The sequence below is a fragment of the Maricaulis sp. B-26 genome, from assembly GCF_056857855.1.
The window spans coordinates 113,633-134,071 of sequence record NZ_JBSXNX010000011.1 but is presented as its reverse complement, the minus strand read 5'-3'; the positions used below and the strand labels follow the sequence as shown (position 1 = coordinate 134,071).

Annotated in this window: 25 protein-coding genes; 16 read left to right on the top strand and 9 right to left on the bottom strand. The window is 65.4% G+C overall.

Features of this window, described 5'->3' with window-relative positions:
* The first annotated feature begins 581 nt into the window (after window positions 1–581).
* On the top strand, window positions 582–1,073 hold the full coding sequence (locus tag AC13HB_RS01830) for a flavodoxin family protein (protein ID WP_482948011.1): 492 nt from the start codon (window positions 582–584) through the stop codon (window positions 1,071–1,073).
* 3 nt (window positions 1,074–1,076) lie between these two features.
* Here AC13HB_RS01830 and AC13HB_RS01825 read toward each other — a convergent pair whose 3' ends face one another.
* On the bottom strand, window positions 1,077–1,460 hold the full coding sequence (locus AC13HB_RS01825; protein WP_482948010.1) for a DUF4870 family protein: 384 nt from the start codon (window positions 1,458–1,460) through the stop codon (window positions 1,077–1,079).
* 233 nt (window positions 1,461–1,693) lie between these two features.
* Between AC13HB_RS01825 and AC13HB_RS01820 the strand changes: the two genes are divergently transcribed.
* From AC13HB_RS01820 to dxs, 11 genes are all read left to right on the top strand, one after another.
* Window positions 1,694–1,918 (top strand): hypothetical protein, encoded by a 225-nt coding sequence (locus AC13HB_RS01820; protein WP_482948009.1) that lies wholly within the window; start codon window positions 1,694–1,696, stop codon window positions 1,916–1,918.
* Window positions 1,915–2,235 carry a YbjQ family protein gene (locus AC13HB_RS01815; RefSeq protein ID WP_482948008.1) on the top strand — a complete coding sequence of 107 codons (321 nt, stop codon included), beginning with the start codon at window positions 1,915–1,917 and terminating at the stop codon, window positions 2,233–2,235. Before AC13HB_RS01820 ends, AC13HB_RS01815 begins: the two co-directional genes overlap by 4 nt.
* Window positions 2,232–2,999 carry a signal peptidase I gene (gene lepB, locus AC13HB_RS01810; protein WP_482948007.1) on the top strand — a complete coding sequence of 256 codons (768 nt, stop codon included), beginning with the start codon at window positions 2,232–2,234 and terminating at the stop codon, window positions 2,997–2,999. The genes AC13HB_RS01815 and lepB overlap by 4 nt, the downstream gene beginning before the upstream one ends.
* Before the next feature lie 101 nt (window positions 3,000–3,100).
* Window positions 3,101–3,973, top strand: coding sequence for an SDR family oxidoreductase (locus AC13HB_RS01805; RefSeq protein WP_482948006.1), 873 nt, complete (start codon window positions 3,101–3,103; stop codon window positions 3,971–3,973).
* A 136-nt stretch (window positions 3,974–4,109) separates the two neighbouring features.
* Window positions 4,110–4,523 (top strand): SET domain-containing protein, encoded by a 414-nt coding sequence (locus tag AC13HB_RS01800; protein WP_482948005.1) that lies wholly within the window; start codon window positions 4,110–4,112, stop codon window positions 4,521–4,523.
* 65 nt (window positions 4,524–4,588) lie between these two features.
* Window positions 4,589–5,521, top strand: coding sequence for a histone deacetylase family protein (locus tag AC13HB_RS01795; RefSeq protein WP_482948004.1), 933 nt, complete (start codon window positions 4,589–4,591; stop codon window positions 5,519–5,521).
* Between the two features lie 65 nt (window positions 5,522–5,586).
* Window positions 5,587–6,189: a histidine phosphatase family protein gene (locus AC13HB_RS01790; RefSeq protein WP_482948003.1), complete on the top strand. Its 603-nt coding sequence runs from the start codon at window positions 5,587–5,589 to the stop codon at window positions 6,187–6,189.
* Between the two features lie 64 nt (window positions 6,190–6,253).
* Window positions 6,254–6,502 (top strand): exodeoxyribonuclease VII small subunit, encoded by a 249-nt coding sequence (locus tag AC13HB_RS01785; protein WP_482948002.1) that lies wholly within the window; start codon window positions 6,254–6,256, stop codon window positions 6,500–6,502.
* Window positions 6,503–6,504: 2 nt separating this feature from the next.
* On the top strand, window positions 6,505–6,858 hold the full coding sequence (locus tag AC13HB_RS01780) for a tRNA-binding protein (protein WP_482948001.1): 354 nt from the start codon (window positions 6,505–6,507) through the stop codon (window positions 6,856–6,858).
* 8 nt (window positions 6,859–6,866) lie between these two features.
* Complete coding sequence (locus AC13HB_RS01775; RefSeq protein WP_482948000.1) at window positions 6,867–7,754, top strand: polyprenyl synthetase family protein; 888 nt, start codon at window positions 6,867–6,869, stop codon at window positions 7,752–7,754.
* 14 nt (window positions 7,755–7,768) lie between these two features.
* Window positions 7,769–9,694: a 1-deoxy-D-xylulose-5-phosphate synthase gene (gene dxs, locus AC13HB_RS01770; RefSeq protein ID WP_482947999.1), complete on the top strand. Its 1,926-nt coding sequence runs from the start codon at window positions 7,769–7,771 to the stop codon at window positions 9,692–9,694.
* On the opposite strand, the gene AC13HB_RS01765 is transcribed toward dxs, so the two are convergent.
* Window positions 9,695–11,101, bottom strand: coding sequence for a S41 family peptidase (locus tag AC13HB_RS01765; protein WP_482947998.1), 1,407 nt, complete (start codon window positions 11,099–11,101; stop codon window positions 9,695–9,697). It lies immediately after the preceding gene.
* Between the two features lie 32 nt (window positions 11,102–11,133).
* The gene (locus AC13HB_RS01760) at window positions 11,134–11,748 is read right to left on the bottom strand and encodes a TetR/AcrR family transcriptional regulator (protein WP_482947997.1); all 615 of its coding nucleotides are present in this window, start codon (window positions 11,746–11,748) and stop codon (window positions 11,134–11,136) included.
* Between the two features lie 57 nt (window positions 11,749–11,805).
* Here AC13HB_RS01760 and AC13HB_RS01755 point away from each other — a divergent pair, with 57 nt between their 5' ends.
* Entirely contained in the window at window positions 11,806–12,543 is a 738-nt protein-coding gene (locus AC13HB_RS01755; protein WP_482947996.1) for a TlyA family RNA methyltransferase, read from the top strand.
* A gap of 15 nt (window positions 12,544–12,558) precedes the next feature.
* Here AC13HB_RS01755 and AC13HB_RS01750 read toward each other — a convergent pair whose 3' ends face one another.
* The 4 genes from AC13HB_RS01750 to AC13HB_RS01735 form a co-directional block, all read right to left on the bottom strand.
* Window positions 12,559–13,380: a hypothetical protein gene (locus AC13HB_RS01750; protein WP_482947995.1), complete on the bottom strand. Its 822-nt coding sequence runs from the start codon at window positions 13,378–13,380 to the stop codon at window positions 12,559–12,561.
* A gap of 171 nt (window positions 13,381–13,551) precedes the next feature.
* Window positions 13,552–14,913, bottom strand: a complete 1,362-nt coding sequence (locus AC13HB_RS01745; protein ID WP_482947994.1) for a hypothetical protein — start codon at window positions 14,911–14,913, stop codon at window positions 13,552–13,554.
* Window positions 14,914–15,034: 121 nt separating this feature from the next.
* Window positions 15,035–16,126 carry a chorismate synthase gene (aroC, locus tag AC13HB_RS01740; protein ID WP_482947993.1) on the bottom strand — a complete coding sequence of 364 codons (1,092 nt, stop codon included), beginning with the start codon at window positions 16,124–16,126 and terminating at the stop codon, window positions 15,035–15,037.
* A 47-nt stretch (window positions 16,127–16,173) separates the two neighbouring features.
* Window positions 16,174–16,683, bottom strand: coding sequence for a hypothetical protein (locus AC13HB_RS01735; RefSeq protein WP_482947992.1), 510 nt, complete (start codon window positions 16,681–16,683; stop codon window positions 16,174–16,176).
* A 90-nt stretch (window positions 16,684–16,773) separates the two neighbouring features.
* Here AC13HB_RS01735 and pdxH point away from each other — a divergent pair, with 90 nt between their 5' ends.
* Window positions 16,774–17,442 carry a pyridoxamine 5'-phosphate oxidase gene (pdxH, locus tag AC13HB_RS01730; protein WP_482947991.1) on the top strand — a complete coding sequence of 223 codons (669 nt, stop codon included), beginning with the start codon at window positions 16,774–16,776 and terminating at the stop codon, window positions 17,440–17,442.
* 27 nt (window positions 17,443–17,469) lie between these two features.
* Complete coding sequence (locus tag AC13HB_RS01725; protein ID WP_482947990.1) at window positions 17,470–18,285, top strand: DUF1499 domain-containing protein; 816 nt, start codon at window positions 17,470–17,472, stop codon at window positions 18,283–18,285.
* On the opposite strand, the gene AC13HB_RS01720 is transcribed toward AC13HB_RS01725, so the two are convergent.
* Entirely contained in the window at window positions 18,259–19,176 is a 918-nt protein-coding gene (locus AC13HB_RS01720) for an MBL fold metallo-hydrolase (protein WP_482947989.1), read from the bottom strand. The two genes, AC13HB_RS01725 and AC13HB_RS01720, sit on opposite strands and share 27 nt — an antisense overlap.
* A complete protein-coding gene (locus AC13HB_RS01715) occupies window positions 19,173–20,117 on the bottom strand; it encodes an ATP-grasp domain-containing protein (RefSeq protein ID WP_482947988.1) in 945 nt (314 codons plus the stop codon). The genes AC13HB_RS01720 and AC13HB_RS01715 overlap by 4 nt, the downstream gene beginning before the upstream one ends.
* Window positions 20,118–20,171: 54 nt before the next feature.
* Between AC13HB_RS01715 and AC13HB_RS01710 the strand changes: the two genes are divergently transcribed.
* The gene (locus AC13HB_RS01710; RefSeq protein WP_482947987.1) at window positions 20,172–20,405 is read left to right on the top strand and encodes a hypothetical protein; all 234 of its coding nucleotides are present in this window, start codon (window positions 20,172–20,174) and stop codon (window positions 20,403–20,405) included.
* Window positions 20,406–20,439: the final 34 nt, after the last annotated feature.

Sequence of the window (20,439 nt, the reverse complement as noted above, 5' to 3'; positions counted from 1 at the left end):
CATCAGGGACATCCTGCACACGGAGATTTACCGGAGCCCTCACGGGCTCCCTCTCGAAACCGGTCTGGACAGACAGTCAGCGCTTTTGCTGCCTCTCCTTACCGATGGCCACCACCGGGCCCTGTCGCGGTCAGCCGACAGAGACGGGCAGGCTCCGTACTCCCCACACCCCCGGCGAACCAGGCCGGGCCTCGAGCGGTGCGAGAACGAGGGTGATTATGCGGGAGGTCTTGAGGGTGGGGATAAGTTCTTGTCTCCGCCCCATATGCCGTCATCCCGGCGAAAGCCGGGACCCAGCTCACAAAGCGGGATAGAGACGCGCGGAACTCAAACCGGATGGCGGTGACCGGCTGGATAGCCGTGTCCTGACTATCGTCAGGGTGCCGGTCTGAGTGGAACATGCTCAATCCTTTGGGACAGACACATTTTCACTTATGATGCAGGGGGTTCGCGATATTGAAGCCCGCGAACACCGACCGTTTCCAAATCAGCCATCGCGCCTTGCCCACGCCGGCTTGCGCCAGGTCAATGCTGCCCTTCGTTCCGCTTGTCACTCTGTCCGGCAAGCAGGATGGAGAGGTATGCTTATGAAGACCCTGGTCGTCTTTTATTCGCTTTCGGGAACCACGCGGACAGTCGCCGAGGATCTGGCGCGCGTTCTGGGCGGGGAGCTCGCGGAGATCCGGTGCGAGCACTACCGGCCGGGTTTCTGGGGGCCCTTGCGCGCCGTGCTGGACAGTGTGCGCGGGCATATGCCCGAAGCCGCCATGCCGCCCCAATCGGTCGAGGACTACGATCTCGTCGTCGCGGGCGGCCCGGTCTGGGCATCCCATGCGGCAACGCCGGTCAAGGCTTTTCTTGAATTCGCCGCGCCGCGCCTGCCGCGTACTGCCCTGTTCCTCACTCATCAGGGCTCGGCGACCGATTCGGCCTTCAGGGAGATGGAGCGGCTCGCCGGCCAGAGCGCTGTCGCGAAACTGGCCGCGCGCAAGGCGGATCTGGAAGGCACGGAATACGCGTCCGAACTGGCCGAGTTCGCCTCGCTGGCGCAGCCGGAGACGGTCCAGGACTGAGCGTCAGATCCAGTAGGTCTGCACATCGGGATGGCCGCGTCCGTCGATGAGCCGCACGAGTCCGACGACCGCCCGCACCAAAATCCAGACCCAGGTCAGCAGCATGCCGAGCGCGCCGATCGGCGAGAGCAGCAGGGTCATGATCAGGATGCTGGAGGCGACGAAGCCGGCGACCGCGATCCAGAAGGTGCGGATCTGGAAGGTGTAATGGGATTGCAGCCAGTGCGGCGCGGCGGGCCGGCGCGCATAGGCGATGATGAGGGCGATCAGCGTGGTCAGACCGATCACATTGCCGAGCAGGAAAAGGCCGTAATTGAGGGCCGCGAAGAGCTTGTCGTCGCGGTCGGTGCTGGGGGCGTTCGGGGCGTCGTGAATGGTCTGGGACATGCCGGCTTCTCCTTGGTGTCCCCATCCTGCGCCGGTCGGCCTTGCCATGCCAGCGGGACTCGCCGGGCCGCTGTCCCTCGCCGGACCGTCCGGTGGTTCCGTCCAGCAGCTTCTGCGGCGATCATGCCACGGCCTTGTCTGAAAATGCTGTCATATGGCGTTCGGGCGCTTGGTTGTGCGCGGGTTTCGACGTATTCGGGAAGTCGAAGTGCGTTGAGACAGGTTTCGTTCAGGTGTCATTAGCCAGAATTTGGGATCACGGACCGGCCATCCTGACCTTGTCGGGACTGGGCTGCTATCTCGTCCTGCTGGCGCTGGGCGCGATCGCGGGCATCGTCCCGCCGCATCCTTTGTCCCTGACCGTGATGGTCATGGGGGCCATGGCGGCGGCCGGCGTCGCCTGGATGTATCTGAGGGTGCCGGACGACGAGGACGGTGCCGAGGGGGACTGGGAATGAGCTTGATCGTCACCATGGCCGACCTCGTGCCGGGCCGGGAGATCGACCATGTGGTCGGAATCGCCCGCGGCAATGTGGTCCGGGCGCGCTTTTTCGGCCGCGATTTCATCGCCGGCCTGCGCAATATCGTCGGTGGCGAGGTTCCCGAATATACCAGCCTCCTGTCCGAAGCGCGTGAACAGGCGCTCGACCGGATGGCGAAACATGCGGAAGAGCTGGGAGCCGATGCGGTGGTGACCGTGCGACTCTCCACCTCGTCTGTTATGGAAGGCGCCGCTGAAATACTGGCCTATGGAACGGCGGTGAAACTGAAATGAATCCCCTTATGAAGCGCCTGGCAGGCCGGGCCGCCGACGAATTCATGGAAACCGTCCGTTTTCTCGGCGGTGTGGCTGCCGTCTGGCTCGGCCTGGTGACCTTCGGGTTCGCGGCCTTCCACATTCCCTCCGAGAGCATGCAGCCCTCGCTGGAAGTCGGCGATCGCGTGCTGGTGTCCAAATGGGCCTATGGCTATTCGCGGCACTCCCTGCCGCTCGGCGCCGGCTATCTCCTGCCGGACAGCTGGAATGCGCGCCTGTCCTGGCACAATCCGCAGCGCGGCGACGTCGTGGTCTTCCGCGACGAGAACCAGAGCCCGCCGCGCAATCTGATCAAGCGCGTGATCGGCGTGGCCGGCGATACGGTCGAGGTGCGCGAAGGCCTGCTCTATCTCAACGGAGAGCCGGTGCCGCGCGTGCTCGAGGATATCCGCAGCTATCGCGAGGACGACCGCCGGCGCGAGATCGTTACGGTCTCCCACTACACGGAAGTCCTTCCGGGCGATCGCGAGCATCCGATCTATGAGCGCTCGGACAATTATCCCGTCGACAATTACGGGCCGATCACGGTGCGCCCGGGTACGGTCTTCGTGATGGGCGACAATCGCGACGCCTCGCGCGACAGCCGCGTCAGCGGCGGCCCGGGTCTCGTCCCGCTGGCCAATGTCGTCGGCCGGGCCGAAACGGTGCTCTTCACCTTCGAGAGCTGCCGGAACGAGGAAGGCCTGTACTGCCCGCGCGGCCGGGTCTGGCGCGGGCTGTAACTTCGCAAATTCGGGATCGCAGTTTCGAACCGCAAAACCGGTACCCACTTTTGCTGAAAATGCTCTAGTCTCTTTCCCGAACTCAATCCGGGGAGAGCGGCATGAGCCTGAAGAACAAGACGATTTTCATCACCGGCGCGTCGCGCGGGATCGGTCTCGCCATCGGCGAGCGCTGTGCGCGCGACGGGGCGAATATCGTCATCGCGGCCAAATCCGACCGCAAGCACCCCCGGCTGGAAGGCACGATCCATTCGGCGGCGGAAGCGATCGAGAAGGCTGGCGGCCAGGCCCTGGCCGTGAAATGCGATATCCGCGAGGAAGCCGAGGTCGAAGCGGCCGTGGCTGCCGTGGTCGAGCGCTTCGGCGGGATCGACTGCGTCGTCAACAATGCCTCGGCCATCTATCCGCGCGGCACGGCGGACACGCCGATGAAACGCTACGATCTGATGCATGGCGTCAACGGGCGCGGCACCTTCATGGTCACGCAGAAATGCCTGCCGCATCTGGAAAAGGCCGAGAACCCGCACATTCTCGTCCTCTCGCCGCCGCTCGACATGCGCGGCCTCTGGTTCGGTCCGCACGTTGCCTATACCAGCGCGAAATACCAGATGAGCCTGTGCGTGCTGGGCTGGGGCGAGGAGTTCAAGGGCCGCATCGCCGCCAATGCAATCTGGCCGCGGACCGCCGTCGCGACGGCGGCCATCTCGAACGTGCTGGCCGACGAGAATGCGATGAAGAATTGCCGCAAGCCGGAAATCCTGGCCGAGACGGCCTATCGCGTCCTGACCAAGCCGGCCAAGGACTTCACCGGAAATTTCATCATTGACGACACCTTCCTCTGGGAAGAGGGCGAGCGCGATCTCGAGCAGTACAGCTATGAGCCGGGCATCGAGCTCCTGCCCGACTTCTTCGTTCCGGACGATGTGCCGGCGCCGCCCGGCGTGAAGATCATGAATGTGACGCTGGGGCATTAGGGCGTCCGGGCAGAATCCCGCTTGCGCTTTTCGAAAACTTGCCAATATGGGCGTTGGAGCGTCGCACTCCGCGGCCGGGTTGCCGGCCGCGTCTTTCTCGCCGGACGTCGACGCGTCCGGCCGGAGTGTCAGACCCATGCTTCTGGTCGAAACCTGTCTTGCGCCGAGCCCGCTCGAAGGGCTGGGCGTCTACGCGTCCCAATTCATTCCCGAAGGCACCCTCGTCTGGGTGCTCGACCCCGCCGTGGATATCGTTCTCAGCGAGACCCAACTCCTCGAGCGGCCCCATGTCTACCGCCAGTTCATGCAGCGCCATGCCTATTTCGACAGGACGCTGGGCGGCTATCTGCTCGATGGCGACAATGCGCGTTTCCTGAACCATCACGCCGAGCCCAATCTGCGCTTCCGCGAGGACGGCAATGGCGTGGCCGCGCGGGATATCGCCCCGGGCGAGGAGATCGTCTGCGACTACGGCGAGTTCATGCCCGAAGTCGTGCTTTTGCCGGGCCGTATGCTGGTGGCTTCGGAAGACGCAATGATGCGCGCGTGACCCGGCTGTGATGCCGGCCGAAAAAAGCTTGGCGAGCGGGGTCCCTTCGTCCCAGAGTGGCGGTCATGAAAACCACCGTCTTCGACAGCCCCGCCAGCCTGCTTCATCGCGTCCCCGAGGATAATCCGGAAGTCCCCGCCCGGTATGAGGCCGTGCGCGAGGCCTTGCAGAAAATTCCCGATGTGGACTGGCGCGACGCACCCCAGGCGCCGGTCGAGGCGCTGGCGCGCTTTCATACGGTGGAGCATGTCGACCGGGTCTTCACCGCCTGCGCCGAGGCCGGGCCGGACGGCTGGGTCAATCTCGATTACGACACGCCGGTCTGCGACCGGTCCGCCACCGCCGCTCTTGCGGCCGCTGGCGGCGCGCTGGCCGGTGTCGACCGGGTCGTCGCGGACGGGCAGGGGGCGGTGTTCTCGCTTGCCCGGCCGCCGGGTCACCATGCCGAACCCGCCAAGGCGATGGGCTTTTGCCTGTTCAATTCCGTCGCCGTCGCGGCCAGGCACGCGCTCGATGTGCACGCCCTGCCCAAGGTGGCCATCGTCGATATCGACGTCCATCACGGCAATGGCTCCCAGACGATGGCCGAGCAGGACGAACGCGTCTTCTTCGCCTCGCTGCACCAGGCACCGCTCTATCCGGGGACCGGCAATGCCGACGAGACCGGTATCGACGGCAATGTTCTCAACGTGCCGCTTCCCGCCGGAACCGGGGGCGAGGCCTGGCGCGCGGCCTTCTCGCAGCAGGTCGTGCCGGCGCTTCGCAAGGCGCAGCCCTCGCTGATTCTCGTTTCGGCCGGCTTCGATGCGCATGCGGACGATCCGCTGGGCGGTTTCGGCCTGGTCGAGGCGGATTACGCCTGGGCAGCGGAAGAGCTGGCTGGCATTGCGGCCGAGTTTGCGTTTTCCCGGCTTGTATCCGTGCTGGAGGGCGGATACGACTGCCCGGCTCTGGGACGCTCGGCGGCGGCATTCGTCGACGCGCTCGTCCAGGCGTAAGCCCGATTTTCGGACGAGCAGCGACGGGGCGCTCCGACCGATTTTCCCGCCCCGCGTGACGATTGATGACCGACCGCCAGCTCCAGCCTTCTTCCTCGCAGCCCGGCAGTATCACGATCGCCCGCCACGGGCGGCCGGATGCGAACCGCGAGCAATGGCTCGGCTGGCGCGGGTACGAGCACTGGTGGGACGAGATCTATCAGCCGTCCTCCCTGGTGCCGGGCCAGGACGCGCCTGCTGAGCTTGTCTCTGCCGCGGAGGAGTCGCACACCGTCTTTGCGAGCACGCTGCGCCGGTCCATCGAGACCGCCGAAGCGGCTGCACCGGGCCGGGATCTCGTGATCGATCCCGTCTTCGTGGAGGCGGAATTGCCGCCGCCGCCGATCCCCGGGGTGTTCATGGCCAAGACCTGGGGCGTATTCGCCCGGTGCTCCTGGTGGTGCGGCCTGTCGCGCGGCCGGGAAAGCCGGCACGAGGCCGAGGCACGTGCCGAGCAGGCCGCGGATCGCCTGATCGAGGCTGCGGCGGCCGGACCGGTCCTGCTGTGCGCCCATGGCTGGTTCAATCGCATGATGCGGCCCTCGCTGCGGGCGAGGGGTTGGCAGTGCGTGCGCGATGGTGGAGACACCTACTGGTCCTGGCGTCGCTACGAATACAGGCCGCGCTAGTCTTTCGCGGATTGCCGCGCGGCAACGCCCTTCCTATGCTGCCCCGACTGACGGAGACGCACCCATGTCCGACACGCCGAACAGCGATATCGAAGCCCTCAGTTTCGAGCAGGCCCTGGCCGAGCTGGAACGTATCGTCCAGCAGCTCGAATCCGGCGAGGTGGAGCTGGAAAAATCGATCGAGATCTACGAGCGCGGCGCTGCCCTTCGGGCGCATTGCGACAGCAAGCTGAAGAGCGCCGAGCTGAAGGTCGAGAAGATCGTGCGGGGCGAGGATGGCGCGCCCGCGACGGAACCGGCCGGATTCGAATAGCCATGTCGGAAGAGACTACGCCGCCGGCCAGCATCGAGGATTTCCTGAAGCTCGATATTCGCGTCGGCACCATCGTGCGTGCGGAGGACTTTCCCGAGGCCCGCAAGCCGGCGATCCGGCTCTGGATCGATTTCGGCGAGGAATTGGGCGAAAAGAAAAGCTCGGCGCAGATTACGGAACACTACGAACCCGAAGCCCTCGTCGGGCGTCAGGTCATGGCGGTGGTCAATTTCCCGTCGCGCCAGATCGGCCCGATGCGCTCGGAAGTGCTGACGCTCGGCGTGTCCGACGCCAATGGCGCCATCATCCTCATCGCGCCGGACCAGGCGGCGCCCAACGGCTCGCGATTGCACTAGGTGGACGCATGGATTCTTTCGAAAAGCGCCTGAACGAAGCGGCCGACCGCGTCACCGTGGCGCTCGACGCCCTCCTGCCGCGAGCGGAGGGTCCGGAAGCCCATCTCAATTCCGCCATGCGCTATGCGGCGCTGGGGCCGGGCAAGCGGCTTCGCCCCTTCCTGGCGCTCGAGGCGTGCAAGCTCGTCAATGCGGACGAGCGCGGCGCCCTTCGGTCGGCCTGCGCGCTGGAATGCATCCACGCCTATTCGCTCATTCACGACGACCTGCCCTGCATGGACGACGACGATATGCGGCGCGGGCGTCCGACCGTGCACAAGGCCTATGACGAGGCCGCGGCCGTGCTGGCCGGCGACGGTCTGCAATCGGTCGCCTTCGAAATTCTCGCCCATCCCGACACGCATCAGCGCGGCAGCGTGCGGGCCCGTCTCGTCGAGCGCCTGGCGCGCGCATCGGGTCCCTACGGCATGGTCGGCGGCCAGATGATCGACATCCGTGCGGAGACCGAGGCATTCGATATTTCCGTGGTCACGCGCATGCATCGCATGAAGACCGGCGCTCTGATCAGCTATGCGGTGGAGACCGCGACCATCCTCACCGAGGTGGAAGATCATGTACGTCGGGCGCTCGAAGGGTTTGCTCACGACCTCGGCTTGGCTTATCAGATCACAGACGACCTCCTGGATGCGACGGGCGACAAGGCGGAGACCGGCAAGGCCGTGGGCAAGGATGCCGGTCAAGGAAAAGCCACCTTTGTCACCATTCTGGGGGTTGAAGGCGCTCGGGACCGTTCGCGACACCTGGCCGCACAGGCCAAGGATCACCTTGAAACGTTCGGCGCGCGCGCAGATGTTTTGAGAGAGGCCGTCGACTTCATCCTCGACCGCCGCTCCTGAAAGGCTGGTAGTACATGCCCCCGAGCACCCCGCATCTCGATCGTATCAACGACTCTGCAGATCTGCGCGATCTGAGCCTGTCCGAGCTCAAATCCGTAGCCGACGAGCTGCGTGCCGAGACGATCGACGCGGTGTCGGTCACCGGCGGACATCTCGGTGCCGGTCTGGGCGTGGTCGAGCTGACCACGGCGCTGCATCATGTGTTCGAGACGCCGGACGACAAGATCGTCTGGGATGTCGGGCACCAGTGCTATCCGCACAAGATCCTGACCGGGCGCCGCGACCGTATCCGCACGCTGCGCCAGGGCGGCGGCCTGTCCGGTTTCACCAAGCGTGCGGAGAGCGAATACGATCCTTTCGGTGCCGCGCACGCCTCCACATCGATTTCCGCCGCGCTCGGCTTCGCCGTGGCGCGCGATCTCAAACAGGAAGACCGCAATGTCATCGCCGTGATCGGCGACGGTTCCATGTCCGCGGGCATGGCCTATGAGGCGATGAACAATGCCGGTCATATCGGCGGCCGCCTGATCGTCATTCTCAACGACAACGACATGTCCATCGCGCCGCCGGTCGGCGCGATGAGCCATTATTTCGCGCGTCTCGTCTCCTCGCAGAGCTATCGCAATCTGCGCAAGCTGGGCAAAGGCGTGGCCAAGGCGATCGGCGTCGAGGAAGCCGCGCGCCGGGCCGAGGAATACATGCGCGGCATGGCCATGGGCGGCACGCTCTTCGAGGAGATGGGCTTTCGCTATGTCGGCCCCATCGACGGCCATGATCTCGACCAGCTCGTCCCGGTCCTGAAGAATGTCCGCGACGGCGATTCCGGACCGGTCCTGATCCATGTCGTCACCCAGAAGGGCAAGGGCTATGCCCCGGCCGAGGCGGCCGACGACAAGTATCACGGCGTCGCCAAGTTCAATGTCGTGACCGGCGAGCAGCAGAAGTCCAAGGGTGGTCCGCCCTCCTATACCAAGGTTTTCGCCCAGCAGCTGATCCGCGAGGCCGAGATCGATGACGGCATCGTCGGCATCACCGCGGCCATGCCGGGCGGGACGGGCATGGACCTGTTTGCCGAGCGCTTTCCGGACCGCATGTTCGATGTCGGCATTGCCGAACAGCATGCCGTGACCTTCGCCGCCGGCCTCGCCGCCGACGGAATGAAGCCCTATGCGGCGCTCTATTCCACCTTCCTGCAGCGCGGATACGACCAGGTCGTCCACGATGTCGCGATCCAGCACCTGCCGGTGCGTTTCGCTGTCGACCGGGCGGGGCTCGTCGGCGCCGATGGCTGCACTCATGCGGGCAGTTTCGATATCGGCTATCTCGGCGCCCTGCCGGGCATGGTCGTGATGGCCGCCGCGGACGAGCTTGAGCTCTGCCGCATGGTGAAGACCTCGACCCTGATCGATGACGGGCCGTCCGCCTTCCGCTATCCGCGCGGATCCGGCACCGGGATCGAGATTCCCGAGCTGATCGAGCCGCTGGAAATCGGCAAGGGCCGTGTCCTGCGCGAAGGATCGCGGATCGCCATTCTCTCCTTCGGTACCCGTCTGGAGGAGAGCCTGAAAGCGGCCGATGCACTGGGCGCCCAGGGCTTCTCGACCACGGTCGCCGATGCCCGCTTCGCCAAGCCGCTGGACGAGGATCTGGTGCTCCGCCTGGCGCGGGAGCATGAAGTCCTGATCACGGTGGAAGAGGGGGCGATGGGCGGTTTCGGCGCCTTCGTGCTGCATTTCCTGGCCGAGAAGGGGGCGCTGGACCGCGGTCTGCGCATCCGGACGATGACCCTGCCGGACATCTTCCAGGACCAGGACATGCCGTACAATCAGTACGAGGAAGCCGGTCTCAACGCCCGCCATATCGCCGCCAAGGCGCTCGAGGCCATGGGCAAGGAAGAGGCCGCCGCAGAGAAGGTCGCCGCCGCGCTTATCGCCGGCTGATCAGGCTTCACTTTCGATCCGCTCGACGATCGCCCGGATCGCGGCCGCATGGCTGGCGACCGGGTCATGCGGTGCGTAGACCGCGAGCGGCATGTCCGGAACGAGACCGGTGCCTTCATGCACCCGGCCTGACGCGTCGGCGAAAATCTCGTTGGACAATTCCAAATACCAGCCATTGGGCAGCGGCTTGGCGAGCGGCGTCGAAAAGGCGCCGCGCGTGGTGCTTCCTGCCTGCACCACATGAGGCAATTGCCTCAGCATCATGGTGGTGATCTCGCCGCCGGATACCGTGACATCGCTGGTGAGCACATAGACCGGTCCGCTAAACCGCGGGCCGTCATGCGGCGCGATCTCGTAGACGGCCTGGACCGGTCCGTCCCAGTCGGTGCGGACCGTGTATCCGGTATAGGGCGTATCGGTGAAGCGCGCTGCGATGGCGCGGGTGACGGCGTCATAACCGCCGCGATTATTGGACAGGTCGAGGATGACGGCGTCCAGACCTGCGAACTCGGTCAGCGCGGCGTCGAGCTGGTTCTCCAGCTCGGCCAGTTCGGCCTCCGCCCATTCCGGCGTTCCCGGCGCCTCGGTGTTCACGAATCCGCCCATGGTGAAGATCTGCAGATAGCCGACGCGCCCGTCGATCGTGCCGCGAATGATGCGGTCGTTCGCGGTATGGACGGCACCGGGATCGAGAATGCCGGTCATGAGCTGGTCGATCAGGCCGATCAGCCAGGGCGTTTCGCCCATCCCGTTCCGGATCATGGGCAGGGTTTCACCGAGCCCTGTCTGGAAACGCCGGGCTTCGCCGTCGACCGTACCGATCAGCTTGGTGTGACTGTCGCCCATCGGCGCGATCAGCGAGGACAGGGCCTCGAAGAGCTCTGTATCGCTCATCTCGTCATGGATAGCCGGGCGCAAGGCTTCGACCTGGCCTTCCCAGTCGACGCCGCGGCGCTCGAAGAAGGCATAGTGCTGCGAAAAAATCCCGGTAAAGACGTCGAACTCGGCTTGCGGACTGGAAAGATCGAAGCGGCCGCATCGCTCCGGCAGCGCCGCGATCCGCTCGAAGTCGGCATGCCCGTCGCTCGGCAGGTATTCGAACCGGGCCCGGTCGTGTCCTTGTGGCGTGATATAGCGGTACTCGATCCGGCTCATCAGCGTCGGCCCGTCCTGGGCACTGCGATAGCAGCCGGCCGGTGTATCCTGCCATCGGGTGAGCCCGTCCGGCGTGATGTCCAGGATCCAGCCGCTTTCCTGCGATACCCACACACCCACCGCCTCGCTGCGAATCCCGCCATCCACGCGGATGTCGAGGCGCTCGGCCGGCAGGCTGGCGGCGTTGCACGCTGCCAGGCCGGTCGCGGCAATCAGGGCGGTGAGCGCAGGGACAGTCGGGAAACAAGACACCGGAAACTCCATAAAGATGACCGCGGTCATCTTTATGGAGTCGTGCCGGACTTGGCAAGTCCTCCGGCCGCCATCGCGCAGAGGCATTCGATACGGCGGCGGAGGCGATCCCGGGTGCCGGCGAGCTGGCCGGTGACCACGGCCTCCCGCCAGGTTCCCGTCGCGATCGCCAGTACAAGGTCGGCCAGTGCGGCCGTGTCGGTCTCGCGGGGCAGTGTTGAAGCGGCGACGGCCCGGTCGAACAGCTGCGTTACCTGACTGACGAGAGCGGCATCGCTCTCGCGCTCGACCGCCTGGATCGAGGCTGCCGTGACGGCCTGTTCGTTCTTTGCGTGCCAGAGCCCCGGCGAGGCGCCGGCCCGTTCGCCGATATCCGCGATCACCCGGACCAGCCGGTCGGCGAGCGTCCCGTCGTCCGGGCCGGACGGCGTTTCGAGGCTGCGCCCGACGATGTCCGCATACCAGTCGGCGAGGATATCCGCCTTGTTTGGGAAGTGATTGAAGAAGGTGCCCTTGGCGACGCCGGCTGCCGCCACGATCTCGCTGACGCTGACCCCATCATAGCCCTTCTCCTCGAACAGGCGTATCGCCGTCTCGAAGAGGGCCTTGCGAACCGCGCGCTTTTTGCTTTCTCTCAAACCGCTCATGCCGCCAGTATGCGTAAAAGCTGACCGCGGTCACTTCCATTTGCAGCCGAGGCCCCGATGCGCGCCGATCTCTATCTCGTCCAGCACGGTCATTTCGAAACGCGGGCCAAGGCCCAGGCGGCGATTGCGGCCGGGCTGGTAACGGTCGACGGTCAGGTGGTGAACAAGGCTTCGCAGAAAATCCCCGGCGGGGCGTCGGTCGCGGCATCGGCACCGCATCCCTGGGTCTCGCGGGCGGCGCTCAAGCTGGAGGCGGGGCTGGATGGTTTCGATATCGATCCGGCGGGCTGGACCTGCCTCGATGTCGGTGCCTCCACGGGCGGATTTACCGAAGTCCTGCTGAGCCGCGGGGCAGGGCATGTCTATGCGGTCGATGTCGGCCGCGATCAGCTGCACGCCAGGTTGAAGAACGACCCGCGCGTGACCTCGCTCGAGGCCACCGATGCGCGGACGCTGACCGCCGAACTGATACCGGACCGGCCGTCGCTGATCGTCTGCGATGCAAGCTTTATCGGGTTGCTGAAAGTGATTCAGCGGCCTCTCGCTCTGGCCGCGGAGACCGCGGATCTGATCGCGCTCATCAAGCCCCAGTTCGAGGTCGGCAGGGCGGCAATCGGCAAGGGTGGCCTGGTGAAGAGCGAGGCCGACCGGGATCGCGCCGTTGCGGACGTGCGGTCAGGGCTCGATGGCCTGGAAGGCTTCTCGGTACGCGTGGTCATGGACAGTCCGATCGAAGGCGGGGACGGCAACAGGGAATACCTTATTGCCGCCCGCCGCGAGCGCAAGCCGGGTTGATCGCGGTCCTGTGGATTACCGGCCGTACGTGTCGGCCGGGCGCCAGATGCCGTCCGTGCCCTGGCACATATAGACCTGGTCGGTGACGGGCTGGCCGTAGGCGTTCATGCGCCGGGTCCGCGTCCACTGGCAGCTGCCGGTGCTGGTATAGCCGCTGGCAGAATAGCCCGAAGTCGAAGCCTGATAGGCGCGGGCAGATCCGTCTGACGGACCGCCGAGCAGAACGTCGGAATTGTCGTAGCCGGAATAGCCGGAGCTGTCGGCCCAGCTCGGGTCCTCGACGACATAGGGCTCGCCGTCCTGATACTGCGCATAGCCGGCATTGCTGCCCTGCTCATAGCCGTAATCATACCCGCTCTCGCGGTAATAGCCGCTGTCGCCGTACTGGCCGCGCTCACCGTAAGTGCCGGGCGGTTTGCCCTGATAGGGGTCGTTCCGACGATAGCGCTGCGTGTCGCAATCTTCGCCGCCGGCGATACCCGCGCCGATCAGCGCGCCGACACCGGCACCGGCGATCGTGCCGACTTCCTCGGCATTACCGCGGTCGCGGTGCTCGTAGCGGTCGCGGCGATAATGCCGGCTGCCATGGCGGCCGTAGCGGTCATAGCGATAGTCGCGGTCGTGATAGCGGTCGCGTCCATGCCGGTTATTGTTCGAATCGTCGGCGAGCTCATTGCCGATCACGGCGCCGAGGAGTCCGCCGATAATGGCGCCGGTCACCTGGCGGCTCTGGCGTTCGGATTCGCAGTCCTGATAGGCCTGCGCCGATGCTGTCGCCGGCATGGCGAAGCCGAGCGCCGTTGCAGCAAGAAGCGTGGTCGTGGTCAGGCGTTTCATCTCTACCTCCAGATCGGGCGGCACGCAGTCCGCCAATTCCCGGACAGGCTAGCGGCCGGGCGATGAGCCGGGGATGAACGGCGGCCGCGTCCTCATTCATGAACGCGAACGGGGCGGCCATGAAGGTCGCCCCGCTCCGGTCCCGTCAGGCGGGTCATGTCTGTGGTATCGCTACTGGCGCGGCGCGACCTGCCAGTCGCCGTAATAGTCGCGGCACATGCGTACGCGGTCGTAATTATACGTGCCGTCCGGCATGTAGATTTCCGCATCGCCCCAGCGGCACTCGGTGCCGCGATGGTAATAGGTCTCGCGAACGATGACGGCGCCGCGAATACCCGTATAGGGATTGGACCAGTAATAGGGCTGGCCGTACTCGAAGGCGTAGTTCATCGCGTAGTGATATTGCGCGCGGTCGCAATTGTCGAAGCGGTTCAGGCTGCCGCCGAGAACGGCGCCGAAGCCTGCGCCGACGAGGATGCCGGCTCCGACATCGTCGTCATTGGCCGCAATCCCGCCGACCAGGGCGCCGAGCAGGGCGCCGACGATCACGCCGTCATTATTGCTGTTATAGCGGCAGATGCCGTCATAATAGGCGAAGCGGCGGCGGTCATAGCCACGATCGTAGTAATGGCGGTGATAGCGCCAATTGTTCGAGGAGCCCCAGCGGCCGTAATAGTGCGGCGTGGACCAGCCACGGTTCATGTGGTGGTACCAGCGCAGCTGGGCATTGCGGCGGGCCCGGTCGCGATAGAAGTCGCGGCGGCGTTGCGCATACTCCCAGCGCCGGCGGTCATGGCGGTAATCGCGGCGCGGGCCGTGGCGGCGGCCCCAATTATAGTCGCTGTCCCAGGCGTGGTGGCGGTCACGATATCCGTCACGATGACCGTCACGGTCGCGATACACGCCGCCTTGACCGTCCCTGTCACGATACCCGTCCCGGCGGCCGTCCCGGTCGCGCCAGCCGTCGCGGTCCCGGCGGCCATCGCGATCATTGACCGCCACACGTCCGCCGAGCAGCGGACGGCGAGCCTCCGGTTCGCTTGTACGGGTGCGGCGCGGCGAACGATCGCCCCAATTGCCGCTGCTATTGTCGCGAACCTCGACGCGACGCGGAATTTCGCGGCGCGGTGTCTCAATCCGGCGCGGTGTCTCGACCCGGCGCGGTGTCTCAAACCGGCGCGGCGTATCGACACGACGCGGTGTTTCGGTCCGGCGGGGGGCCTCGACGCGGCGGGGCGTCTCCGTCCGTCGCGGAGTCTCGACCCGTCGCGGCGTCTCCACGCGCCGCGGTGTTTCCACCCGGCGCGGCGTTCTTTCCTGCGTGCGGGCCGGTCGGCCCTGATTGCGAGGCTCCGTGCGCGGCGCGGTTTCGCGGCGCTGAGGCGGCCGGCGCGCGCCCCGGCCTTCGTCACTGGTCTGATAGCCGCGCTCACGGTCCCGTTGCGCTTCGGCAGGCGCCGTTGCGAACAGGGCAGGGACGACAAACAGGGCTGCGAAGGTTGTGCAGAGAAGGCGGAGCTTCGTGTTCTTCATGGGACACGCCTCGAGGTCTTCGCCGGAAACAGGGTTCCGGCCAGTTGCCACAAGGTTAATCCTAGCACGATGAGCCCAGGATGAACGATTCCTTCATCTTGTTCAGAAAGCGGCATCTTGTTCAGAAAGCGGCCTGCCCCGCATGTCTCAGCTTGTGGTCGGCCAGGACGAGTGCCGCCATGGCCTCGCCGACCGGTACCGCCCGGATACCGACACAGGGGTCGTGGCGGCCGCGCGTCTCGATCGTGGTTTCCTCGAAATCCCGGTCCAGCGTCCGGCGCTCAACACGGATCGAGGAGGTCGGCTTGACCGCGAACCGGAGCACCAGCGGCTGGCCCGTGGAGATGCCGCCGAGCACGCCGCCATTATGATTGCTGAGGAAGACCGGGCCGTCCTCGCCCATGCGCATTTCGTCGGCAGCGTCCTCGCCGCGCATGCCGGCCGAGGAGAAGCCGGCGCCGATCTCCACGCCCTTGACGGCATTTATGGTCATCATCGCGGCGGCCATGTCGCTGTCGAGCTTGCCATAGACCGGTGCGCCCCAGCCGGCGGGAATTCCATCCACGACGACTTCCACGACGGCACCGGTGGACGAGCCGTCACGGCGCAGGGCGTCCATATCGGTCTCCCAGAGCGCTGCCGTCTCCGGATCCGGGCAGAAGAAGGCATTCTCCGATACCGCATCCCAGTCCCAGCGGGTTCGATCGATGGCGCGATCGCCCACCTGGACGAGGGCGGCGCGGATGGAAATGCCGTCGCCGAGAACCTTGCGGGCGATACCGCCGGCGGCCACGCGCATCGCAGTCTCGCGCGCCGAGGACCGTCCGCCGCCGCGATAATCGCGGACGCCGTATTTCATGTCATAGGTGTAGTCTGCATGACCCGGGCGCCACTTGTCGCGGATATCGCCGTAATCCTTCGAGCGCGCATCGACATTCTCGATCTGCAGGGCGATGGGCGTGCCGGTCGTGACGGGGCCGCCGGTCCGGTCGTCCTCGAAGACGCCGGACAGGATGCGAACCTGATCGGGTTCCTGACGCGGTGTGACATGGCGGCTCGTGCCCGGACGGCGCAGGTCCAGCCAGGGCTGGAGATCGGCTTCGCTGAGCGGGATGCCGGCAGGGCATCCGTCGACGATGCAGCCGATGGCCGGGCCGTGGCTTTCGCCCCAGGTCGTGACCCGGAAAAGATGTCCGAACGAATTGTGTGACATGATCGATCCGCGCTTTTGGCGCAGACTAGTCGCGATCCGTCAGGCCGTCACGCGGCAGACTGCGCTTTGCGGATCCATTTCGCGAGGCGGGCCCCGACGGAGGGGCGCGAGAATTCGTGCATGAAGGCATCCAGCTCGTCATTCTCGAACAGCGCGCCGGGCGGAGCCGTATGAGCATTGCGCTCTGCCATCACTTTCACCGTGACCTGGACGGCGGGTTCGCCGACGGCGCCGACGCTGGCGCCGTGCCGCGTGCCGGGCGGAATGCGCACGAGGAGCGGCTTCTCGCCGCTGCGCAGCGTACGCGTCACGCCGTAGAGGGCTTCGCGGGCGCTGACCTCGATCTCGAGGCAGACCGGCCGGTGCGCCTCGATGAATTCCATCGCCGAGACGATCCGGACCAGTTCGGACAGGCTTTCCGGCGTCGGCGGATTGACGTCCGGGTGAAGGGTTTTGACGCGTGCGCGAAAGGCCGATTTCGCCGCAGGAAGCCCGGCGTCCGGCTCAAGGCCAAGCGCTTCAAATGCCTCCGAAATACTCTCAACACGCGATGTCATACGATTCGACTAGCACAAGAAGATTCCCGAAAGGTTGACGCCGGCCGCAAGGGGCGTACCTAGTCGCCAACCACTTGCGGAGCGCGCGTCATGGCGAAAAAAGACCTAATCCCTCCCAGTCCCGACGAAGCCGCCTATGCCGAAACGGCCGAGGCGAATGCCGCGGAGATATTCGACCGGGAGGAGCCCTTCGCGCTGTTTGCGGACTGGCTGGAAGAGGCGAAGAAGAAAGAACCCAATGACGCCAATGCCATGGCTCTGGCGACGGCGGATGAGGACGGCCTGCCTGATGTGCGAATGGTCCTCCTGAAGGACGTCGACCCGGACGGTTTCGTTTTCTACACCAATCTCGAAAGCGCCAAGGGGCAGCAATTGGAGCAGAATCCGAAGGCGGCGCTCTGCTTTCACTGGAAGTCGCTGCGGCGGCAGGTCCGGGTGCGCGGAGCCATCGAACCGGTCAGCGCGGAGGAGGCGGATGCCTATTTCGCCTCCCGCGCCCGCGACAGCCGTATCGGTGCCTGGGCCTCGAAACAGTCGCGCGAACTGGAAAGCCGGTTCGCGTTGGAGAAGTCCGTCGCGCGCGAAGCGGCCCGCTTTGGGCTGGGCGCGGTTCCGCGCCCGCCGCACTGGTCCGGCTATCGCCTGAAACCGGTCTCGATCGAGTTCTGGCGCGACCGACCTTTCCGGCTGCACGACAGAATGCGCTTCGAACGGACGGATAAGGGGTCGCCTTGGACCGTCTCCCGGTTGTACCCTTAGAGTCAGTCGCGTTGCCGGGGGGCGGAAATGACACAGCTGGAAGATGCGTTGCGGACGCTGATTGCGCCGCTGGGATGGCTCAGCGCGCTTCTCGGGCTGGGCACGCCGGTCTGGTTCCTCGTGGCTGCGCTGGGAACCAAGTGGGGTTTCTTCGACTGGTCCTTCGGGCTCGACTGGATGACCCAGGATATCGGCCGTCGCCTGCTCTTCGCCTGTCTCGTCGCCGGTGGCGTCGAAGCCGCTGCGATCGCGGCACACCGCTTTGTTGCGGGGCGTTTCAAGGGCGTGGTGATGTCACCTGTGATCGCCGTGCTCTGCGGTGCGATCGGCATGGGCTGGATGCTCTATGTCGACAATGTCCGCCGCGATACGCCTGCTATCCTGGACGTCACCACGGACACGACCGACGTTCCGAATTTCACGCCTGCCTTTGCCATGCGCCGTGATCCGTCGGATCTTTCTCTGGCCTATGACGGCAAGCTGACCCTGGACGGAGAACCGATGGCCGAGGCCCAGGCCGAGGCGTATCCGTCGCTGGGATCCGTGCAGATCGCCGCGGCTCCGGACGTCGTCTTCCGGCGCGCCATGGATTACGCCCGCGAGGAAGGCTGGCGGATCAATACCGCGTCGGAGAGCGCCGGCATGTTCGAGGCCGGGGCGGAAAGCTTATGGTTCGGATTCCGGGACGATATCGTGGTGCGGGTCCGGGCGCTCGAGGATGGCGGCAGTCAGGTCGATATCCGGTCGCTGGCTCGTCAGCCGGTGCATGATCTCGGCCGCAATGCAGACCGGGTTCATGCTTTTCTCGCTGCTATGTCAGACGCCCGCGGTCCTGGCCGCTAGCCGGTAGTCCGCCTCCAGCGACGGCTCGCCGTCACAGCGAATACGTCCCGTCTCGACGAGATGGATGATGTGGGCCAGCACGGAATGGGCCGCAGCCGGATGCAGGCGCTTGTCCACATTCGCATACATGCTCGCGACCATGTCGCGGACGCCCGTCCGTCCAGCCTCGATCTCGCGAAGGATCTGCGCCTCGCGCGCCATGCGGTGATCGATATAGGCCTGGATGAATGCGCGCGGTTCGCGGACGGCGGGGCCATGGGTCGGCCATAGAATGTCGAAATCACGATCGCGGATCCGGGCCAGCTGGGCGAGATAATCGCCCATATGGCCGTCCGGCGGACTGATCACGCTGGTCGACCAGGCCATGACGTGATCGCCGCAGAAGAGCGTGTTCTCGTCCAGCAGGGCGTAACAGACATGATTGGAGGTATGTCCCGGCGTGTGCAGGGCCTGGATGCGCCAGTCGGCGCCTTCGAACACCTGCTCGTCCTCGATCTCGACATCCGGCCGGAAGCCGACATCGTCGCCGGCTTCGAGGCGCACCTCGCCGCCGGCGGGCGGGACGCTTTGCGGACCATAGCCATAGACTTTCGCGCCATGGCGCGCGGCGAGCGGATGGGCGAGGGGGGAATGGTCGAGATGGTGGTGAGTCACGAAGACATGGCTGACGCGGTCGCCCTCGAGCGCCGCATCGAGCGCAGCGATATGATCTTCATTGACGGGACCCGGGTCGATCACGGCCACCTCGCCATTACCGACGATATAGACGCCAGTGCCGGTATAGGTGAACGGCCCGGGATTGGGCGCGACCACGCGCCGGATCAGCGGCGACAGTCGATCGCAGCGCCCGTATTCGAACTCGAAATCCTTGACGAAGGGAATGGCGGTCATGACGCTCTTGGGAGGCTGTCGGTCCGGGACCGGTAGAGAAAATCGAGGAAGGCGTCCGCAAGGGCCCGCGTCGCGCGGATCTTGTCGTCGAGCGGCATGGCGATGGGCGGACCCATATCGGTCTTGTTGACGTCGACCACGTAGAGACGGCCGTCCGCCTTGTCCCGCAACACGTCGAGCCCGCCGAAATCGAGCTTCATGGCGCGCGCGAAATCGGCCAGCTGCGTCTGTTCTTCCTGGCTGAGCACGCTGTCTGTCTCGGCGAGCTCCACCTCGTCATTGGAGTTGAGGAAACGGCCGTCGAGCTTGCGGCGCTTGCGGAAGACCATGGGAATGCGTCCCCCGACCGTTGGGCAGCGCAAATCCTCCACCAGCCCGTTCCCGACGGTATTGTCGATGACGCGCTGATAGACCTTGCCCGGCCGGGCCTCGCAGGGCCCGGTGACGATGCGGCCGTCATGGGCGCCGTTCTCCTCGGACTTTTCGACCATCGGACCGTTCCAGCGGGCCGGGTCCACCGAGAGCGAGTAGCCGAAGCAGGCCTCGAAGACGTCGGCGACATGGCTTTTCGCAATGCTCTGGCAATCGCGATTGATGACGCAGGCGCCTGGCGGGACCGGTATGCCGGTACAGGTCGTCGAATCGTCGAAGATGAAGACGGCATCGGCATCGGCGGGACTGTCCGCGATGCGGGCGCCGGCCGCATGGAGGACGGACCAGATCAGATACCAGGGGCGCGGCCGGTCGGGCGCGAACCAGATACGTGGCCCAGAACGGGACGCCGCCTTGAGGCGCCAGCCTTCTGCAACGAAATAGAACGGGAACCAGGCGAGAACCTCGCCTATCAGACCCGGCTCGATCGGCAGGCGAGCCCCGGTCTTCTTCACGGTCACGACACCGTCCTGATATTCGAAATCTCGCCACCACAGCGCACTGTGCATGGATCGGCCTTTCTCGCTCAAGCTCGTGCCGCATCCTAGGCATATGCGGAACACATGCAATTCACGCTGGATCACGGACGGCGCGGATTTTGCGTGATCGGCGATGGTCCGATCAGGGAGGGGAATGTGAACGTCGGCCGAATTGTAAGCAAGCGCCTCGTGCGGCTTGGCTGGGTGGTGCTCGCCCTCGCGATCGTGCAGTTGATGTCAGCGACGCCTGAGCCCCATACGGGCCTGTCGCGAACAGCCCGTCTGCCGCCCCTCGAAACGCCGGCAACTGACATCTAACGGCAGCCGCTTCATTGACATCGTTCCCTGCGCG

Coding starts and splice junctions, on each gene's coding strand:
- AC13HB_RS01745 (WP_482947994.1), bottom strand. CDS start 14,913: ATGAAGAACACGAAGCTCCGCCTTCTCTGCACAACCTTCGCAGCCCTG.
- AC13HB_RS01715 (WP_482947988.1), bottom strand. CDS start 20,117: ATGCACAGTGCGCTGTGGTGGCGAGATTTCGAATATCAGGACGGTGTC.
- AC13HB_RS01710 (WP_482947987.1), top strand. CDS start 20,172: ATGCAATTCACGCTGGATCACGGACGGCGCGGATTTTGCGTGATCGGC.
- AC13HB_RS01720 (WP_482947989.1), bottom strand. CDS start 19,176: ATGACCGCCATTCCCTTCGTCAAGGATTTCGAGTTCGAATACGGGCGC.
- AC13HB_RS01735 (WP_482947992.1), bottom strand. CDS start 16,683: ATGACATCGCGTGTTGAGAGTATTTCGGAGGCATTTGAAGCGCTTGGC.
- AC13HB_RS01805 (WP_482948006.1), top strand. CDS start 3,101: ATGAGCCTGAAGAACAAGACGATTTTCATCACCGGCGCGTCGCGCGGG.
- lepB (WP_482948007.1), top strand. CDS start 2,232: ATGAATCCCCTTATGAAGCGCCTGGCAGGCCGGGCCGCCGACGAATTC.
- AC13HB_RS01815 (WP_482948008.1), top strand. CDS start 1,915: ATGAGCTTGATCGTCACCATGGCCGACCTCGTGCCGGGCCGGGAGATC.
- AC13HB_RS01785 (WP_482948002.1), top strand. CDS start 6,254: ATGTCCGACACGCCGAACAGCGATATCGAAGCCCTCAGTTTCGAGCAG.
- aroC (WP_482947993.1), bottom strand. CDS start 16,126: ATGTCACACAATTCGTTCGGACATCTTTTCCGGGTCACGACCTGGGGC.
- AC13HB_RS01755 (WP_482947996.1), top strand. CDS start 11,806: ATGCGCGCCGATCTCTATCTCGTCCAGCACGGTCATTTCGAAACGCGG.
- AC13HB_RS01775 (WP_482948000.1), top strand. CDS start 6,867: ATGGATTCTTTCGAAAAGCGCCTGAACGAAGCGGCCGACCGCGTCACC.
- AC13HB_RS01825 (WP_482948010.1), bottom strand. CDS start 1,460: ATGTCCCAGACCATTCACGACGCCCCGAACGCCCCCAGCACCGACCGC.
- AC13HB_RS01790 (WP_482948003.1), top strand. CDS start 5,587: ATGACCGACCGCCAGCTCCAGCCTTCTTCCTCGCAGCCCGGCAGTATC.
- pdxH (WP_482947991.1), top strand. CDS start 16,774: ATGGCGAAAAAAGACCTAATCCCTCCCAGTCCCGACGAAGCCGCCTAT.
- AC13HB_RS01830 (WP_482948011.1), top strand. CDS start 582: ATGCTTATGAAGACCCTGGTCGTCTTTTATTCGCTTTCGGGAACCACG.
- dxs (WP_482947999.1), top strand. CDS start 7,769: ATGCCCCCGAGCACCCCGCATCTCGATCGTATCAACGACTCTGCAGAT.
- AC13HB_RS01725 (WP_482947990.1), top strand. CDS start 17,470: ATGACACAGCTGGAAGATGCGTTGCGGACGCTGATTGCGCCGCTGGGA.
- AC13HB_RS01780 (WP_482948001.1), top strand. CDS start 6,505: ATGTCGGAAGAGACTACGCCGCCGGCCAGCATCGAGGATTTCCTGAAG.
- AC13HB_RS01760 (WP_482947997.1), bottom strand. CDS start 11,748: ATGAGCGGTTTGAGAGAAAGCAAAAAGCGCGCGGTTCGCAAGGCCCTC.
- AC13HB_RS01795 (WP_482948004.1), top strand. CDS start 4,589: ATGAAAACCACCGTCTTCGACAGCCCCGCCAGCCTGCTTCATCGCGTC.
- AC13HB_RS01750 (WP_482947995.1), bottom strand. CDS start 13,380: ATGAAACGCCTGACCACGACCACGCTTCTTGCTGCAACGGCGCTCGGC.
- AC13HB_RS01800 (WP_482948005.1), top strand. CDS start 4,110: ATGCTTCTGGTCGAAACCTGTCTTGCGCCGAGCCCGCTCGAAGGGCTG.